Below are 15,904 nucleotides of genomic sequence, written 5' to 3' on the forward strand. Positions count from 1 at the left end.
CTATTCAGGTAACACACAGCAACGTGTTGCCTACGAGATTAAAATCTAAAGACACTCTCTGTTGCCCGCTTCATGCGGGCTTTTTTTGTGTTCAGGGTAGCGCTCTCACGCAGGCCACATAATCAGCCCGATCGCGACAGGCGATTTGCTGGTTAACGCGCGCCATCATGTCGTCAAAAAAGGGATTTGAGGTGGCACGCATAAAAGCCTCTGTGCCAGCGTCAAGGCTGCCACTCTCTCCGCGCAGTCCCATCGCGCCCAGTGAGATACCAAAACGCTCTGCTTCGGCGGGGTAAAGCCCATAGAGGGAATCGTTAAGGGGAAAAGGCACAGCGATATGCGACAGAGAGAACATATTCTGTGGCCACGACAGGGCCAGGGGCTGGACTTTCTCGCTCACCTCGCCTGCGGCGGTCACACGTGCTGCGACGCGTAGCGTTCCTGGCGTTTCGTTGGACAGGATGACGGTATCATAATGGCGGGGAGCGGGCGGCAGTAACCGGTCAACGGCACCTGGCAGAGCGTTGCGAAACAGCGCGCTTATGGTCACTGCGTGGTTAATATCAAAAAGCACCAGTTTGCTGCCGTTAACCGGCAAATAGTGATAGAGCGCATTCACTACCGCAGATGTGCTGACCGTTGCATCCGTAATTGACTGAAACGTCAGTACGGGCGGCAGCGCGGCGAGTTTTTTCCTGCGCGACAGCTGATCGATTTGCGACTGTACTGCCTGAGTCAGTTGCCAGGACTGCCGCGCAGCATTAACAGGAAAAGAGTTATATTTGAAAGGATTATATTCTGGCAGCACGGTCAGCCACGCTGTTCGGGCAAAGGCAGGCAGCCAGGCTGGCCAGCCGGCTAACCCGGCAAAACGGGCATAGCCGTTAACGCCAATCATCGGTGAGAGCAGAACGATCTGCTGCGGCCGGGTCAGCGTGCTGTCCTCCAGGCTGTCCATCGCGTACTTTATCGCCAGCGCCCCCCCATTGGAGTAGCCGACCATATGCAGCGGCAGGGTTCGCCCCGCCAGCTGCGTTGCCTCGCGCACCGCCAGCCGGGTGGTGGCCATCCAGCTTTGCCAGCTAATGGCAGTCAGTGAGCCAGGCGCGGTGCCGTGACCGGGCAGGCGCGGCACGACAGCGATAAAGCCTTGCTGCCGGTAATTTTCTGCAAAGTCGCGCAGGCTGTAGGGCGAGTCTGTCAGTCCATGCAGCAATATCGCTACGCCCACCGGTTTTTTGTCAGGCCGCAGGATAAATGAGCGGTTCCAGTCCGGCGTAAAACGCGCCGGATAGACCCGACTTTGCGCACTATAGCGGTTCATTGCCGTTTTTTCCGCTGCGTCCAGCCTGTCATTCAGACTGATTTTCATGTCGCGGAAAATGGCCTCTTCCCGCAACAGGTAATCTGCAAAGCTGGCATGGTCAATCTCATCGGGCGACATTTCATCGGCGTGCCAGCTGTGCCAGCGGTGCAGCGGCGCGCCCTGCTCAGCCTGATAGATACGGCCGATAAAGAAGCAAAGCGCCAGCAGAATCACGACTGTCACCGTTTTTTTGATTAGTGGAACCAGGGTGAGAGAGCGCATGAAATCGGTATCCTTGTTCCGAACAGGGGCGATTTTAGGCTCAGAAAGCCAAACGTCGCCACACCAGAAAGTCAGTTTATCCGTTTTCGCCGACCGGGCGATCCTGAGCGGAATACGCTTTGTTCTGCGCCAGCACGGAGCCGTGATAGCGGGCAGTGTTCCTCTCCTCCGCGCAGGCCTCCTGAACGACTCCACCGGGTAGAAGCGAAAGCGTTTCGCCGGGCTCGCGAAGCAGGCTGAAGAATAATCTACTCAGGCTACCAGCCGCCAGAAAAGTGCCTTGCCGTCACAGCGTAAAAATGTGGAGAGCCACACATATGCTTTTATTTATTCGCGCATAATGACAGGTTGAATTTAAAATAATCACGGCCCGAAGAATAGCGCTGACAGGTGGTAAATAGCTGGCTATCTCATATACTCTTTTCATGCAGTAAATTAAAACGACCCGCTGGCTATTTAATCCCGGCCTGGAAATTATTCCGGCCTGACGGGGAGCTATCCCATGCGTAAATCCAGTGCACTGATGCTAGTTACTTTTTCTCTTTTGTGCGGCTGTCAGGCTGCGACCCCGCAGGAAGCCCGCATGAAAAATGCCGTGGTGAGTGAGCATAGCAGCAGAAGCGTCGATCAGGTCTCCCGATGTATTTATCAGGGATGGTCCACAACACAAGTCGTTGAAAGAGACAGTACAACCCATATTGAGCACGAAGAAAATCGCCTGACTGTTTTTACCTGGGAGGATTCAATGTTTGCTGATGTTTATAAACAAGGCTCAGGTACAGCGGTACGTTTTTATAAAACATTTAATATGGGTCCAGAAGTCCTGGCCGACCGCAGCAGGATTGTTAAGCGCTGCACCTGATGTTTTTAATAGCGGTTATCACCTGTCATCCAGAATGGAGGGCGGACGCCGTTGAGATGCCCATTACATTAAGCGTCTCACTGGCGACGCCCTTTTACTATTGATGCTTTCCAGCTGAAATCACTGACTTCGCTCGCTTTTAACGATTCAGGTTTCTTTCTGCGCGCGGGGGCTTTTTTTGCTTTATCGGCCAGCGATTTTTCCCTGGCCAGTTTGATGCTCATCACTTGCTGTCTGGCCTCAGCGGTAAATTCTTTCTCTTTTTTGCTGTCGGGCGCTTTTCCCGTACGCTGGCGATATTTTTCGATCAGACCTTTTATTGCCACCTCGATCGCCAGACGTTCTTCGGCAGAAAACTGATCGATGGAAATCATTTTTTTATCGCTCATTATTTGTCACTCTGAGTAAGTTTGCATCAGTGAGTGTACGCTTAAACGTCATTGATTGCTGCATTCAGGGCTTTCTTGTAACCTGCTCCGTTCATTTAACGAGGACATCTTATGACCCATCACCACGCAAAAGACCCGCTGCACGGCGTTACGCTTGAGATGCAGGTTAACGCGCTGGTTACGCGTTTTGGCTGGGCCGAACTGAGTAAGCGGATCAACATTAACTGTTTCAAAAACAATCCAGGCGTGAAATCGAGCCTGAAGTTTTTGCGCCGCACGCCCTGGGCTCGCGCAGAAGTAGAAGCCCTTTACCTCGACTCGCTGGCTGCGCCAGGCGTCGCTGCGCGTCAGGAAGCGCCCTTTAACCCCTGGAAAGCCGGGCGCGATAAATCATCCCTGGCTGAGTGAGCTTCCGGCGCAACCGCAGAGCGTTGAGGGTGAGTCACCCTCTGGACCCGATGCGACAGAAAAAAGGCGCAGCACGCAACAAGCCAGCTGCATTGTGACGGGTGCTGACTTCCTGCGGTGAACGCGAACGCGGGTATGGTTGCTTATTCTGCGTATTCACGCCAGAACAGCAGGCGCGCGTCACCCTGTCAGCATATCGTCAAAGGCCAGACTCCAGGCGTGTATCTCTACGGATGCTCTCAGTCCCTCTACCCAGAAAGGATCCTCCGCGAACAGCGCGAGCGCCTGCTCTTCATTTTCCGCTTCCACGATCCACAGGGCACCCGCAGGACGCTCGTCTGGCTTTTGACGTAGCGAGCCTGCCGCCTTAATCCTTGCCCGGTGTTGCGCCAGCCATTCAAGATGAGCCGCGAAATACGTTTCTCTTACGCTAAACGCGGCTGGATTATCAGTAAAGCGGATGGCAAACCACATCATTCTCTCCTTGCAGTATTATGTTGCCTTTACTCTACCCGCTCTTATTGCGCTTATGTTAGGGTAAAAGCGATTAATTATTAGCAGGATAAGCACAATGATAGTCAGAACATGGCATGGCTGCGTACCGGTGAAACATGCGGAAGGGTTTTCTGAACACTTGCAGAAAACGGGTGTTAATCATGCCAGGTCAACGTCGGGAAACCGGGGCGCATATGTTCGCAGGGAGACACAAAACGAATGGGAACACTTTTTTCTGGCGACCTACTGGGACGATCTCGAGGCGATAAAAGCCTTTGCCGGTGAGACGTACCAGGTTGCCGTGACCTATAAAGATGATGAACAGTTTGCGCTGCTTTCCGATCCTTACGTGTTTCATCACCGCGTTGAGTCGGCCTCTCCCCTCTGATCTCTGGTGCGATCGGCAGAATAAAAAAGGAGGGTGCAGCAGACCGCGAGCAACCCTCCCTGGTCAGCTGAAACGCAGTAAAGCGAGGTTAGCCGCGCAGCAGAGCCAGCACCGCCTCTGGTGACTGACTGGCAATTTTCATTACGGCGCCCTGACCCTGTTGCAGGATCTGCGTTCTGGCCAGGCGACTTGCCTCCTGGGCGTAATCCGCATCCTGAATGCGGCTCCGTGCACTCTGCGTATCGACGCTCTGCTGCGCCAGCACCGCTTTATTCGACTCATAACGGTTGATCTTTGATCCGTAATGAGATCGATAGCCACTGACCTTGTTAAGCGCCGCATCCAGGGCTTTCATGGTGACGGAGACATCGCCATCGTTTAACAGCGTCGTATTTTTAAGGCCCAGCGTTTTAAGATCGGTGGGCGTGGGTGCCAGCGTATCGGTTTGCATCTGCTGCCCGAAGTCGGCGCTGGTCACCACGTCAAACGGCCGGCTCTGCTTCGGCGGCACCGCTGGCGCGGCCTCTGGCTCAGGCAGCGTGCCCCAGGTCAGCTTGCTGGTAAAGGAACCGTTACCGACCACCACCACAATCAGATCCTCCGTGACCTTATCAAGATGAATCTGCTCAAGAGGATTATTCCGGATAGTGCCGTTGTTGTTGTCCCCGGTGGAGGTGTCTTCATATCGGTCACCGTCGCCGCTGTAGGCCAGGGTCATACCGTTGTAGGTTTCTGTCGCACTGCCGCTCAGCGCCCAGCTTGCCCCGCCCTGAAGCAGTTGAGAATCATCATAGGTGGCACCGGTGGAAAAACCGTTGCCGCTGGTCAGCAGGCGCGCCGTCGCACTGGCGTCGTCGGTAATGCCCTTGCTGGCCCAGGTATAATCGGGATCGCTGCCGTCAACCGGTGTTCCCGCCAGATGTTTGCCATCGCGCGTAAATAGCTGCACGTCATCATCCTGGCTCAACGAGTCGATGGTAATAGTGATATTGGTTGCGCCCGCAGGAATATAGGCCAACGGCACAATACCCGAGGTAAAGGTGTAATATTGCCCTGCCACCGGAAATCGGTTTTTGATCGGTTGCACGTTGCCTAACCGCGCTGGCGGCAAATCAGGATCGTCGGTTGCCAGCGGATACTGGCCGAAAATTTCTGTTTGTTCAGAAATATCGCGGATACCCGCCAGGATCTGCTGATACGCCTGGTTAACGCTGGCACGGTCAGCATCCGACAGGGTACCGTTAGCGGCCTGAACCGACAGCGTTTTTGCCTGGATCAATAAATCGCTGACGGTAGCCAGGCTTCCTTCTGCGGTCTGCGCATAGCTGATGGCGTCGCTCAACCCCCGTGAGACCACGCTGTCAGCATTGATGTTCGCCGTCATGCGATTGGAGATGGCTTGCCCTGCGGCATCCTCCTTTGCGCTGTTAATCCGCGAACCCGACGAAAGACGTTCGATAACCTCGCCCAGCACTGATGCGCTGTTATTCATCGCTTGCTTAGCCAGTGCGGCGGAGTGATTGGTGTTAATTGATAACATAGCCGCTTCGTACCTGATGAAACTGTCTGATTTATCGGCACGGATGGAGGGGGCTTGAGGCGTATCCGCGGAAAATGGCGGTCATGACGCACACGGCCTGGTTAAGTTACTGATTGGGCATTGCTTTACAAGGTAATAAAATTCAGCCGGAGGCGGCGAGCGACTCACTGTCACGCGCCTCTCTTTTTCACAGGCCCAGAATCCGCAAGCTGCAAACCTCATCCGGCCAGCCTGTGCACCCGCTGTCGTGCCTGAATAACAGATATTTCTTATGCGCAGAATCGGTCGTTTTCTCTGTGGTTTCATATACTCATTGGTTTTGGTCAGGTGATAAGTCATAGCCTGAGAAAAGTGATAACTGACTTGTCTGACAACGATGTTGTCCGCTACACAGAAGGGAAAATGATGCCGTTGATATTTGGTGAGTTATCTGGCGCTCCAGCATGGGTGCCTGCTGTATTGCTCGTCACGCTCTCCCTCGCACTGGGTTTCCTGACGCGTTTTATCCTGCTGCAATTTATCCGCTACTGGCAGGGTCGGGACAGAAAACTGTTTAAATCGCTTGAAAAGCATCTGCGTGGATCGATGTTTCTTTTTATCCCCTTACTGCTCATCAATCTGGGGATTAACTATGTCAATATTGAACCGCACTCGCTTGGGTTTATTACCACCACATGCAATATATTTATTATCTTGTCCTTTTGCTCCGTTCTGATCAGATTAATCAACGTGGCACAGGATATGCTCTTTATTCGCTACGATATTAATATTTCCAATAATCTTCGCGCGCGTAAAATACGCACGCAGATAATGTATGTCCGAAAAGTGGCGATTGTGGTGCTGGTAACGCTCTGCCTGTCGCTGATCCTTATCAGTTTTCCTGGCGTTCGCAGATTTGGTACCACCATTCTGGCAGGTGCCGGGGTCGCCGGGATTATCATTGGCTTTGCGCTGCAAAAGTCGCTCGTTAACTTATTTGCCGGTATCCAGATAGCCTTTACGCAACCAATTAAAATTGATGATGCAGTCGTAGTGGAAAAAGAGTGGGGCTGGATTGAGGAGATAAACCTGACCTATGTAGTGGTACGCCTCTGGGATCTGCGCCGGCTGGTATTACCTATTACCTATTTCACTGAGAATCCCTTCCAGAACTGGACGCGCAACAACGCTCAGATTTTAGGCTCTGTGTTTCTCTACCTCGATTATTCAATGCCCCTGGAGCCGCTGCGTCAGCACTTTGAAAAAGTGCTCAGCGAAACCCGACTCTGGGATCGGGAAACTCAGGTGCTGCAGGTTACCGATACCACTGAAAAAACCATGACCATCAGGTTGCTGATGACCGCACAGAACTCCCCTACCGCGTGGGATTTACGCTGCTACGTGCGGGAAAAGATGATCGAGTTTATTCAGCAAAACTATCCTCAGGGCCTGCCTCGCGTGCGGGCATCGTTAACCGAAGACGAGAGAGAATAACTGTCTGGAGAAAGCGCCCAGGCTGTCTGTCTGCGCTGCTTTGCACCTGACTCATACGGCCAACAATGACACCTGAACCAGAAAGCGATAATACAGATGCTCATGTCTGAGCAATGCGGGAGAGAAAATGAAAGCTGCGGTTTATGACGTTGAAGGCGCGCCCGGCGTCCTGAAGTATGTCGATCTACCCGTTCCGGCCACGGGACCTGATGAGGTGCTGATTTCTGTCGAGGCGATTTCGCTTGAAGGGGGCGATCTGATTAACCGTCGCTCCACCCCGCCGCCTCGTCCCTGCTGGATCGTTGGTTATGCCGCCGCGGGCACGATTGTGGCGGTCGGCTCAAACGTTCATCACCGCAGGGTTGGCGACAGAGTGGCTGCATTCGACATGCGGGGATCGCATGCGGAGTATTGGGCGGTGCCGGCGAGCAGAACATGGCGGGTACCCACAGGCATGGAGGCGGAGGCAGCAGCGGTGTTACCGATCGCTTTTGGCACTGCGCACCACTGCCTGTTCGCACGCGGCAGGCTTCAGCCCGGAGAAACCGTGCTTATCCAGGCGGCAGCGGGCGGTGTGGGACTTGCCGCGGTTCAGCTTGCTGCTCAGGCAGGCGCGACGGTGATCGCCGTGGCAAGCGGAGCCGAGCGCTTAAAACGACTGCCTGAATTGGGTGCTGACTATGTGATTGATCGTAAAGATAATGATGTGCTGGAGAGCGTCAGGCAATTGACCCAGGGCGTCGGCGTTGACCTTGTCATCGATCCTGTCGGGACGACGCTGCCTGTTTCGCTTGCAGCCCTCGCGCCGGAGGGCCGCCTTGTTTTTGTCGGTAATGCTGGCGGCAGCGGCCTGACCGTCGATCTGTGGCAGGCAATGCAGGCTAACCAGACGCTGATGGGCGTATTTATGGGGCCGCTGTTTGAGAAGCCTGCGCTCCGGTCACACATTGAAGAGATGTTGCAGGCTGCCGCCGCAGGCCGCCTGAGAGTCGTTATCGATCGCCGCTTTCCTCTGGCTGAGGCTGCCGCTGCTCACGAGTACGCGGAGACGGCAACCCCCTTTGGCCGCATTGTTATCAGGCCCTGAAGCCCCTTTGCAATCTCATTTTTATACTCGCCAGGCGTTCCCGTCGGCGCGAAAGCCAGCAGCGTGGCCGCGCCGCCAGTCGTTACCCTTGCCGGATGGCTGGCGCTCAGGAGCACTTTTTCCGTCGGGTATCCTTATCTGCCAGCCAGGCGGTGTAGCGAACCGACGGCCGACGAATTGACTCTGGCATCGCTGGACAACAATGAGGCAGAGGATAACGCTGGTGAGTATTTTCGGGTGTGTTTTCGGCCGGTCGGTGACAGGGTAACGAAGGAAGATGGTTTTCACCGCTCTGAAAGCGTTATGCGCGGCTGGCACAGCGTCTGTTTCGACCTGAAATTTGAGAGGGCTGATATCTGTAGCGTTGCAGAACGCGGTTACTTATCAGAATTTCCAGCCCTTTCCGCGCGGTGTTCTGCTCTGCGTTTTATGGCTGTGGTATTTACTCTGAACAACACAAACAATCCCCTCTGACGCAACCTGCACAAAACAGCCTTCCCCTGGCTATCGCCACCTGAGTCATCTCTGTGCCGGTGAGCGAAAAGTCTGACGATCTTGCCCTGAATCATAAACAGACGACGGCGGCATATCGCTGCGGCTATTTCCCAAACAGTGCGTTTATTTTTTAACTGGGCGACCCAAAAGAGGCCTGAGTTAATTAGCCATGCCCCCGTCAGAAAGGCTATTCTTCAGCGCTAAATTTTTCTCTTCAGGAAACCCATATGTCAGATATAGCCATTTCGAGGCGTTCTCCCTCGGTATTTTGGGGGGCAACCATCATTTGCGGCACGGTTGTAGGTGCAGGAATGTTCATTCTGCCCGTGGTGATGGCAGGCGCATGGTTTGGCTGGTCATTGCTGGTACTGGCTTTTAGCTGGATATGTATGTTGATCAGCGGCCTGATGTTTCACCGCGTAAGTCAGCATTATCCTCTGGACACCGGCTATGACAAAATCGTTCGTGATGTCCTGGGCCGCGGCTGGGCAGAGGCAAATGGCCTGAGCCTTATTTTTGTGCTGGGCATTTTGACCTATGCCTATATCTCAGCGACCGGGCCCGTATATGAACACTCCCTGAGTCAGCTAACCGGCACAGACGTTTCATCGTCAGAAGCCAAAGTGATATTGACTGGCATCGTGGCCGCTATTGTCTGGTTAGGCACCGGCAGCATCGGCCGGATCATGTCGGTTCTGCTTATTACCAAGATTATTCTGTTGCTCTCCCTGTTTGGGGGATTATTTACCACAGTCAGGGTCGACTACCTGCTGGACAGTCAACATTCTGTCACCGCCTACTGGCCCTATATCCTTGGCATCGTGCCGTTCTGCCTCGCGTCGTTCGGCTATCACGGAAATATTTCTGGGCTGATTAGCTACTACAACGGCGATCATCGACGCGTGAAACGATGCCTGTGCGCAGGCACGGCAATGGCACTGGTTATCTATCTTTTCTGGATGCTCTGCACCATGGGTAACCTTCCCCGTTCCTCCTTTCCGGAAATTGCCCGGGAAGGTGGAGACATTGCCGCGCTGATGCACGCATTTAAGCTGCAGGGTCACACGCCAGGACTCTCGCTGTTATTCTCTGTATTTTCACATTTTGCCGTCATCAGCTCGTTTGTGGGGGTAACGGCGGGCCTGGTGGATTACATCAGCGACCGTCTCTCTCTTCCCACCACCCGAACGGGCCGCCTCAAAGCCACTGCGCTTACGTTCCTGCCGCCATTGTGTCTCTCTCTGCGCTTTCCGGATGGCTTTGTCGCGGCAATTGGTTATGCCGGGTTAATTGCCACACTTTGGGCGGTCATTGTGCCTGGGCTGCTGCATCGAAAAATGCGGTCGCGTCCCTGTTCAGGCTATCAACACGGTCGGTGGGATGGGCTGCAGCTGGGCATGGTCATGCTATTCGCCGTTCTGAATATTCTGTCATGGACGCTCAGTGAATTTCACTTATTGCCTGTATTTTAGCCAGCAGCGCGCATTGATGGCCCCGTCAGTCGCTTTACCGAGTCGCTGATGGTGCCAGAGACGACCGTCATTGAAATCTGTTGTGATGCACACAGCGCAATGAGCGTGGTGCATCGCTTTGTTGCAGTGAATTTCGCCCCGCATAATGTGATTATAATGAGGGCTGGCTAACAAATCGCCGGAACATCTGTTACCCCTGAGGAGAAGAAGCGTGATCCACGGAGAAACGCATAAAATTTCACGTTCTGGCAGGCTGCGCGCAGCGGTGTTAGGCGCTAATGATGGGATAGTTTCTACTGCCAGCCTTCTTACCGGCGTAGCAGCCGCGAACAGTTCGTCTCACGGCATTCTTCTGGCGGGCGTGGCGGGCATGGTGGCGGGCGCGATGTCCATGGCTACGGGGGAGTACGTTTCTGTTTCATCACAGGCGGACACTGAGCGCGCTGCCATCGCGGAAGAGCAGGCTGAACTGGAAAACAACTATCAGGCGGAAACGCACGAGCTGGCCGCCATTTATGTACAAAGAGGCCTGAACCGGCAGTTGGCGCATGAGGTTGCTACCGCATTGATGAAGCATGATGCGCTGGATGCCCATACGCGTGATGAACTGGGGATCTCCGATACCTCAAGCGCACGTCCTTTTCAGGCAGCGCTGTTTTCAGCGGGCAGTTTTGCCCTTGGCGCTGTCATTCCCTTTGTTGCCGCTATAGCGCTTCCCGGCATAGCCGGGATTGTTATCGCGGCTCTGCTGGCTCTGGTTATTCTGGGTGCGGTAGCGGCCCGGGCGGGGGGGGCGCCCGTGATGCGCAGCATGATCCGCGTCAGCTTCTGGAGCAGTCTGGCCATGGCGTTATCCGGCTTAACGGGAACCCTTTTTGGCCATCTGGCTGGCTGAGCCTCTGTCCTGGCGGATGAGAGGGTATGTCAGCGACCTGGCCAACGGGGTGGCCAGGCGCCTCACGCGCAATGTACAGGGCTATCAATAATGATGATCCCTCACATTATGAGCAGGTGCGCAGGCAAGGGCTGCGGGGGCGCAAGAGAAAATGCGGCAGTGCCCCGGTATGCCCTTTTGCGGCCAGTCAGGGTTATGGCCGGATGTTTTGATCGCAAACCTATCCGTCACAGCGTACCCGGACGCCTGATGTGGAGCCTGACGCAGCAGGCTTATTGTTGTCGTGTCAGCTGACTGATGATCCTGTAAGCCGTTTCCACACGGGCCGGATTCGGATAACTTTTGTTAGCCAGCATCACAATGCCTACCCCCTTCTCCGGTATAAACGCAATATAAGCGCCAAATCCATTGGTGGAGCCCGTTTTATGCACCCACGAAGCGGAGGATGGCGGCTGAGCCGGATCCAGCGCCTGGGTTTTATGAGGTTTCAGGGCAACGTCGTTGCGACTATCGTTAATGATCGTTTGCGGATCGACAGGCCAGTTATAGATCTCCCAGCCGAGTCCCTGGTAGACGCCATTGGTCAGAAAATAGCGGGTTTGTGCCTTCTCTATAGCCTGTGTCAGTAAGGGCATATTATTCAAACCTGCCGGTTGCATATTGGCCTGGAGGTAGCGGTTCATATCTTTGACCGTTGATTTGACGCCGTATGCCTCCGCATCCAGCATACCGGGAGAGACTCTCACCGGTTCGCCTTTTCTGTAACCCCACGCATAATTTTTTTCCTCAGCGGAGGGAACGCGAATAAAAGTATGCTCCAGCCTGAGTGGTCTGAGGATATACCGTGTCAGATAGTGTTCAAATGTCAGACCGCTCCTTTCAACCATCAGCTTTCCAGCTAAACCGATACTGGCATTGGAGTAAGCCCTGACGGTTCCAGGAGCAAATTCAGGTTGCCAGGTCTGGTAATAGGTTTGCAGAGCGCGCTCGTCGCTTACTGAATCAGGCAGCTGAAGAGGAAGACCACCCGCAGTATACGTGACAAGATGCAGTAGTCGAATTTGCTGCCAGGGAATGAACGGCAGTGCCGGCCAGTAGCTGCGCACCGGCTCGTTCAGGTCGGCAATCCCCTGAACTAGAGCATAGCCGCCAGCCAGACCGGTAAACGTTTTACTCACAGAACCCAGTTCAAAAAGGGTATTTTCGGTAACGGGCAGATGCGATTGTAGATCCGCCTGACCATAGCTGAAGGTATGCGCCGTTCCGTTGCAGATGACGCCTACCGACATTCCCGGAATCGTTTCTTTTTCCATCAGCAGATGAATGTTGCGGTCGACAATGCGCTTTATTTCACTGTCAGAAATGAGTTTTTGCGCAGCACAGGCTGAAAAGGTCATCGGCAGGGCAGCAATAACACACCATACGGCAAGGTTAGTTTTCATAGCGATCTACCCTTTGTTATAGAAAAACAGGAGACTGCCCCTGTTACGAAGCTTCTCTGTCACACCTTTTAGATACCATCAGTAATCAACCACATGGCGTGAAGACCACCGGCAACACCTTCAGCAAGAACCGGATGCGCCGCTCTTTTCCACCTGACGCCTTACGTGCTTCTACATCCGCAGTCGGCTCAGCATGCGCAATGAAGCCGCTGATGAACGCGTTTGTCTCGCATACTGCCCGATCTGAGCCGTGAATAAGAGGAGGTCAGCAGAACTAAGGCGTGTCAGAGCGATCCCCGCGCGTCGTGGGATGCGAGATCACAATAAACTCAACGGGAGACCCGGTATCATTTCTGGCCTGATGCGTCGACCCCGGCGGAATTTCCAGCCCCTGTGATGCGCTGATAGCGTGTACCTCACCGTCTAATTCCATTGAAAGTACGCCATCAAGCACAAAGAAAAACTGCCTGGCGACGGAGTGCCAGTGTCGCTTTTCAGCGGTGCCTGGAGGCATTTTCTCATGAATAACAAGCATATCCTGACGGTTTACCAGATACCAGCCGTCGCAATTTTCGCCCCAGACATAATGCTCTGCATTATTCTTTGAAATCATTGTCCTGCTCCTCTGTGCCTGTGACGCCTTGCGCCTCTGAAAGATCGGCGTCTGAAATCTTTATCCCTCACAGAGGCGCTCATTCATTATTTGATTGCGACGCTGAATGGTCAGATTTCATCTGTGCAGCCGTGATAATGCAATACTGATGGACGCCTGCCTGCTGCACCGCTTCCGCATACCTTATTCGACGTGTTTGAAAAGGGGTTCCGGCAGCACCGGCGGAGTGGAATCTTCATAGCGCAGCCAGTTCTGCCACTGGTTATGGATCCGCATTTCAGTCAGAACTAATCTACGATCGGCCGCTAAAACTCCACGAATGGTGCCTTCTCGCCATTTTACGCCGGTAGCCTGTGACGCCTTATCAATCAAGGCGTCCCACGCCTGGTTTTCTGCCTCAAAGGCTTTCAGGGTCTCGCTATCTTGCGCTTCCGAAATAAACTGCCGGGCGGCATTTACATATTTCGCTTCCACTGACTTAACGGCATCGAGTTTGGTCCCCATGCAGTTATTCATATCTATCGTCGTCTGCTGGGGATTGCCAGGACAGGCTATCTCAAACGTTTCGCTATTCTCACTCAGCACGCTGTCGGGCAGCGCGTCGTCGGCATGACCGGGCAGAACGTATCCTGCTAAAAAAATGAGCGTTATAAGGCAACTGCGTCGTGGAGTCATGGCAAAATTTATCGGTAGTTACAGGTCAGCTAACAATAATCCAGCCTGAAGACAAAAAACACACTTCAGAACGAGATTGCGTCATCATCTGCTGCTGGTTGCTGAAGCACCAGCTATGTCAGCCATAACATCATCGGTCTTAAAAGCCCGCGCAAAAGGTTACTGCTCGCCTAAAGCAGGCACCGCCAGGGTGCTAGTTCACTTTTCGCGAATAGCGGACGTTAACCGTTTTAGCCAGGCAGACTGCCCCCGGGAACGAACGCCCCGATGAATGCCTGACGTCGCGGTATCCCTGGCTCCGACAGGGGGCACCGAACTGCCCTTTTACTCGCGGCGGTTACGAACGGGCTGTCGCTATGAAGCAGGAAACAACTGGTAGCACGTCGCAGTGAATCGAAAAATAACTGGATGGCCAGTTGCTGAAAGGCATTGCCCTTGATTAATAACGCGCTGATGTTGGCAAAAGAAAAGCTGGCCAGGTCATTTTTACGTATCATCTGCTACTGGCTATCACTTACTCCCCGGCACTGAGCATGAAAAAGACGTTACAGCGTGTACTGATCACTGGAAACAGCGGCTCTGGCAAAAGCTGGCTGGCAGCGCGTTTATCTCAATGTAAACAGCTACCTGTGACAGATTTGGACACGCTCTGCTGGGAACCGGGGGGATATAGCCAGGCCCGGGAACGAACGCGTGTGCTTCATGATGTGCGGGAGATAGCTCGCCAGGATCGCTGGATCATAGAAGGCGTCTATGGCTGGATTGCCGATCACATTGCACACTGCGCGTCACATATTATCTGGCTGACTCCTGAGCCAGAGGAGTGTGTTGAAAACATCCACGCCCGTGGAATGAGAAATATGGGAACGGCTGCCGATTTTGCAGCGTTGCTGGAATGGGCAGCGTTATATGAAAAACGAACGGGATCGAGCAGCTATCAGGGTCATCTCGCTGTGTTTTCAAAATTTACCCCCGAAAGTCAGATAAGGCTGGCCAGCCGTGACGAGATACAGCAGTTCCTCAGGCAAGTATGAAAAGATGAACGCGAGACTCCTTTTCTCGCCTGAAGGAGATGTTCAACGCTCAGACGCTATTCCACCCCGGCAGCGCACGGTGAACAGGAAAACATTGCTCTGCCGCTTTTCTTCTCTCTGTCACCCCTGTCGGTTACCCTCCTGCCTGAACGGTTTCCCTTTTAACGCCAGCCGGTGAAAAAAACGCCCTGAACATCGTTGCAAGCGACGATCTCTTGGGGCTGACGGAGCGGCATAAAAAAATCCGGAAACAGCACGTTTCCGGATTTGGGTACCGCCAGCATCCTGGCGGGATCGCGGTTAGCAGCTTCAGGCTGCTCTCTTATTCCCGTGCGATGATCATCAGGTGCGCACGCGCAATGCTGCCTCAATCTTGTCGGCAATCCTGGTGACGATGTAGGCAATCACCATATAGAACACGGCCGCAATCAGGAAAGCTTCCAGATAGTAAAAGTTCAGCGCTGCTGTTAATTGTGCCTGAGCAAAGATATCAACCACTTCAATGGCGAACGCCAGCGACAGGGCTTTCATGATCACCATAAAAGCGTTTGCCAGATCGGGGATGGCCGCCACGATAATCTGCGGGAACATCACCCGACGAAACAGTTGTCCTCCGCTGTAGCCAAGCGACAAGGCAGCATCTGATTGTCCGCTGTCAAACGAGTTCAGCGCCCCCTTCCAGACTTCAGCCTGGAATGCCGCTACGCAGGCACTCAGCGCCACAATAATGATCACCCAGTTCGGCAATGAGTGGGCATTCACCTCCACGCCAAACAGCGTGGCAACGACGTGCAGCGCCGGTGGCAGGCCATAATAGGCGAGGAAAATGACCACGACCATGGGGACGCCTTTGAAAGCGATTTTGTAAGCGATAACCAACTGGCGCAGCACCGGCATGCGACGATGCTCAATAAACGCAAACAGCCCGCCCAACAGCGTCGAACAGATAAAGATCGTCACCGCCATCAGCAGCGTTACCGGCACAGCATCAAGAATGCTCCAGAAGTCCGGCAGTAAAACCTCCGCATCAAACATGGTTTTCTCCCTT

At 53.8% G+C, this 15,904-nt stretch carries 16 protein-coding genes; 8 read left to right on the forward strand and 8 right to left on the reverse strand.

From position 1 onward, the window contains the following. Positions 1–91 precede the first annotated feature (91 nt). Positions 92–1,588, reverse strand: coding sequence for an alpha/beta hydrolase (locus HP564_RS03460; protein ID WP_371240199.1), 1,497 nt, complete (start codon positions 1,586–1,588; stop codon positions 92–94). A gap of 502 nt (positions 1,589–2,090) precedes the next feature. Here HP564_RS03460 and HP564_RS03465 point away from each other — a divergent pair. After that, on the forward strand, positions 2,091–2,450 hold the full coding sequence (locus HP564_RS03465; protein ID WP_371240201.1) for a hypothetical protein: 360 nt from the start codon (positions 2,091–2,093) through the stop codon (positions 2,448–2,450). Between the two features lie 77 nt (positions 2,451–2,527). Here HP564_RS03465 and HP564_RS03470 read toward each other — a convergent pair whose 3' ends face one another. Then, positions 2,528–2,839 (reverse strand): hypothetical protein, encoded by a 312-nt coding sequence (locus tag HP564_RS03470; protein WP_371240203.1) that lies wholly within the window; start codon positions 2,837–2,839, stop codon positions 2,528–2,530. Positions 2,840–2,950: 111 nt separating this feature from the next. On the opposite strand from HP564_RS03470, the gene HP564_RS03475 reads away from it, so the two are divergent. Next, positions 2,951–3,247 carry a VF530 family DNA-binding protein gene (locus tag HP564_RS03475; protein ID WP_371240205.1) on the forward strand — a complete coding sequence of 99 codons (297 nt, stop codon included), beginning with the start codon at positions 2,951–2,953 and terminating at the stop codon, positions 3,245–3,247. Positions 3,248–3,427: 180 nt separating this feature from the next. Here the strand turns inward: HP564_RS03475 and HP564_RS03480 are convergent, their stop codons facing one another. Continuing rightward, a complete protein-coding gene (locus tag HP564_RS03480; RefSeq protein WP_371240207.1) occupies positions 3,428–3,724 on the reverse strand; it encodes a YciI family protein in 297 nt (98 codons plus the stop codon). Between the two features lie 94 nt (positions 3,725–3,818). Here HP564_RS03480 and HP564_RS03485 point away from each other — a divergent pair, with 94 nt between their 5' ends. Beyond that, positions 3,819–4,130 carry a hypothetical protein gene (locus HP564_RS03485; protein WP_371240209.1) on the forward strand — a complete coding sequence of 104 codons (312 nt, stop codon included), beginning with the start codon at positions 3,819–3,821 and terminating at the stop codon, positions 4,128–4,130. A gap of 88 nt (positions 4,131–4,218) precedes the next feature. On the opposite strand, the gene HP564_RS03490 is transcribed toward HP564_RS03485, so the two are convergent. Further along, on the reverse strand, positions 4,219–5,670 hold the full coding sequence (locus HP564_RS03490; RefSeq protein WP_371240211.1) for a flagellin: 1,452 nt from the start codon (positions 5,668–5,670) through the stop codon (positions 4,219–4,221). Between the two features lie 405 nt (positions 5,671–6,075). On the opposite strand from HP564_RS03490, the gene HP564_RS03495 reads away from it, so the two are divergent. The 4 genes from HP564_RS03495 to HP564_RS03510 all read left to right on the forward strand — a co-directional run bounded on the left by HP564_RS03495 (position 6,076) and on the right by HP564_RS03510 (position 11,092). Then, on the forward strand, positions 6,076–7,143 hold the full coding sequence (locus HP564_RS03495) for a mechanosensitive ion channel family protein (RefSeq protein WP_371240668.1): 1,068 nt from the start codon (positions 6,076–6,078) through the stop codon (positions 7,141–7,143). A gap of 127 nt (positions 7,144–7,270) precedes the next feature. Then, positions 7,271–8,230: a zinc-binding alcohol dehydrogenase family protein gene (locus HP564_RS03500; RefSeq protein WP_371240213.1), complete on the forward strand. Its 960-nt coding sequence runs from the start codon at positions 7,271–7,273 to the stop codon at positions 8,228–8,230. 722 nt (positions 8,231–8,952) lie between these two features. Beyond that, complete coding sequence (locus tag HP564_RS03505) at positions 8,953–10,197, forward strand: aromatic amino acid transporter (RefSeq protein WP_371240215.1); 1,245 nt, start codon at positions 8,953–8,955, stop codon at positions 10,195–10,197. Between the two features lie 214 nt (positions 10,198–10,411). After that, positions 10,412–11,092 carry a VIT family protein gene (locus HP564_RS03510; protein WP_371240670.1) on the forward strand — a complete coding sequence of 227 codons (681 nt, stop codon included), beginning with the start codon at positions 10,412–10,414 and terminating at the stop codon, positions 11,090–11,092. Between the two features lie 272 nt (positions 11,093–11,364). Here HP564_RS03510 and ampC read toward each other — a convergent pair whose 3' ends face one another. The 3 genes from ampC to HP564_RS03525 all read right to left on the reverse strand — a co-directional run bounded on the left by ampC (position 11,365) and on the right by HP564_RS03525 (position 13,822). Then, a complete protein-coding gene (gene ampC / locus HP564_RS03515) occupies positions 11,365–12,534 on the reverse strand; it encodes a class C beta-lactamase (RefSeq protein ID WP_371240217.1) in 1,170 nt (389 codons plus the stop codon). A 274-nt stretch (positions 12,535–12,808) separates the two neighbouring features. Then, positions 12,809–13,147 (reverse strand): cupin domain-containing protein, encoded by a 339-nt coding sequence (locus tag HP564_RS03520; protein WP_371240219.1) that lies wholly within the window; start codon positions 13,145–13,147, stop codon positions 12,809–12,811. A 183-nt stretch (positions 13,148–13,330) separates the two neighbouring features. Further along, on the reverse strand, positions 13,331–13,822 hold the full coding sequence (locus tag HP564_RS03525) for a lysozyme inhibitor LprI family protein (protein WP_371240221.1): 492 nt from the start codon (positions 13,820–13,822) through the stop codon (positions 13,331–13,333). Positions 13,823–14,355: 533 nt separating this feature from the next. On the opposite strand from HP564_RS03525, the gene HP564_RS03530 reads away from it, so the two are divergent. Continuing rightward, a complete protein-coding gene (locus tag HP564_RS03530; RefSeq protein ID WP_371240223.1) occupies positions 14,356–14,856 on the forward strand; it encodes a hypothetical protein in 501 nt (166 codons plus the stop codon). A gap of 342 nt (positions 14,857–15,198) precedes the next feature. Here HP564_RS03530 and HP564_RS03535 read toward each other — a convergent pair whose 3' ends face one another. Then, complete coding sequence (locus tag HP564_RS03535) at positions 15,199–15,891, reverse strand: amino acid ABC transporter permease (RefSeq protein WP_371240225.1); 693 nt, start codon at positions 15,889–15,891, stop codon at positions 15,199–15,201. Positions 15,892–15,904 lie beyond the last annotated feature (13 nt).

Origin of the sequence: Pantoea sp. KPR_PJ (genome assembly GCF_041386365.1) — a bacterium.
Lineage (GTDB): Bacteria > Pseudomonadota > Gammaproteobacteria > Enterobacterales > Enterobacteriaceae > Pantoea.

What these genes read in the sequence shown, in the direction of transcription:
- HP564_RS03535 (WP_371240225.1), bottom strand. Translation starts at nt 15,891, where the DNA reads ATGTTTGATGCGGAGGTTTTACTGCCGGACTTCTGGAGCATTCTTGAT.
- HP564_RS03500 (WP_371240213.1), top strand. Translation starts at nt 7,271, where the DNA reads ATGAAAGCTGCGGTTTATGACGTTGAAGGCGCGCCCGGCGTCCTGAAG.
- HP564_RS03505 (WP_371240215.1), top strand. Translation starts at nt 8,953, where the DNA reads ATGTCAGATATAGCCATTTCGAGGCGTTCTCCCTCGGTATTTTGGGGG.
- HP564_RS03470 (WP_371240203.1), bottom strand. Translation starts at nt 2,839, where the DNA reads ATGAGCGATAAAAAAATGATTTCCATCGATCAGTTTTCTGCCGAAGAA.
- HP564_RS03525 (WP_371240221.1), bottom strand. Translation starts at nt 13,822, where the DNA reads ATGACTCCACGACGCAGTTGCCTTATAACGCTCATTTTTTTAGCAGGA.
- HP564_RS03520 (WP_371240219.1), bottom strand. Translation starts at nt 13,147, where the DNA reads ATGATTTCAAAGAATAATGCAGAGCATTATGTCTGGGGCGAAAATTGC.
- HP564_RS03480 (WP_371240207.1), bottom strand. Translation starts at nt 3,724, where the DNA reads ATGATGTGGTTTGCCATCCGCTTTACTGATAATCCAGCCGCGTTTAGC.
- ampC (WP_371240217.1), bottom strand. Translation starts at nt 12,534, where the DNA reads ATGAAAACTAACCTTGCCGTATGGTGTGTTATTGCTGCCCTGCCGATG.
- HP564_RS03460 (WP_371240199.1), bottom strand. Translation starts at nt 1,588, where the DNA reads ATGCGCTCTCTCACCCTGGTTCCACTAATCAAAAAAACGGTGACAGTC.
- HP564_RS03485 (WP_371240209.1), top strand. Translation starts at nt 3,819, where the DNA reads ATGATAGTCAGAACATGGCATGGCTGCGTACCGGTGAAACATGCGGAA.
- HP564_RS03495 (WP_371240668.1), top strand. Translation starts at nt 6,076, where the DNA reads ATGCCGTTGATATTTGGTGAGTTATCTGGCGCTCCAGCATGGGTGCCT.
- HP564_RS03490 (WP_371240211.1), bottom strand. Translation starts at nt 5,670, where the DNA reads ATGTTATCAATTAACACCAATCACTCCGCCGCACTGGCTAAGCAAGCG.
- HP564_RS03465 (WP_371240201.1), top strand. Translation starts at nt 2,091, where the DNA reads ATGCGTAAATCCAGTGCACTGATGCTAGTTACTTTTTCTCTTTTGTGC.
- HP564_RS03475 (WP_371240205.1), top strand. Translation starts at nt 2,951, where the DNA reads ATGACCCATCACCACGCAAAAGACCCGCTGCACGGCGTTACGCTTGAG.
- HP564_RS03530 (WP_371240223.1), top strand. Translation starts at nt 14,356, where the DNA reads ATGAAAAAGACGTTACAGCGTGTACTGATCACTGGAAACAGCGGCTCT.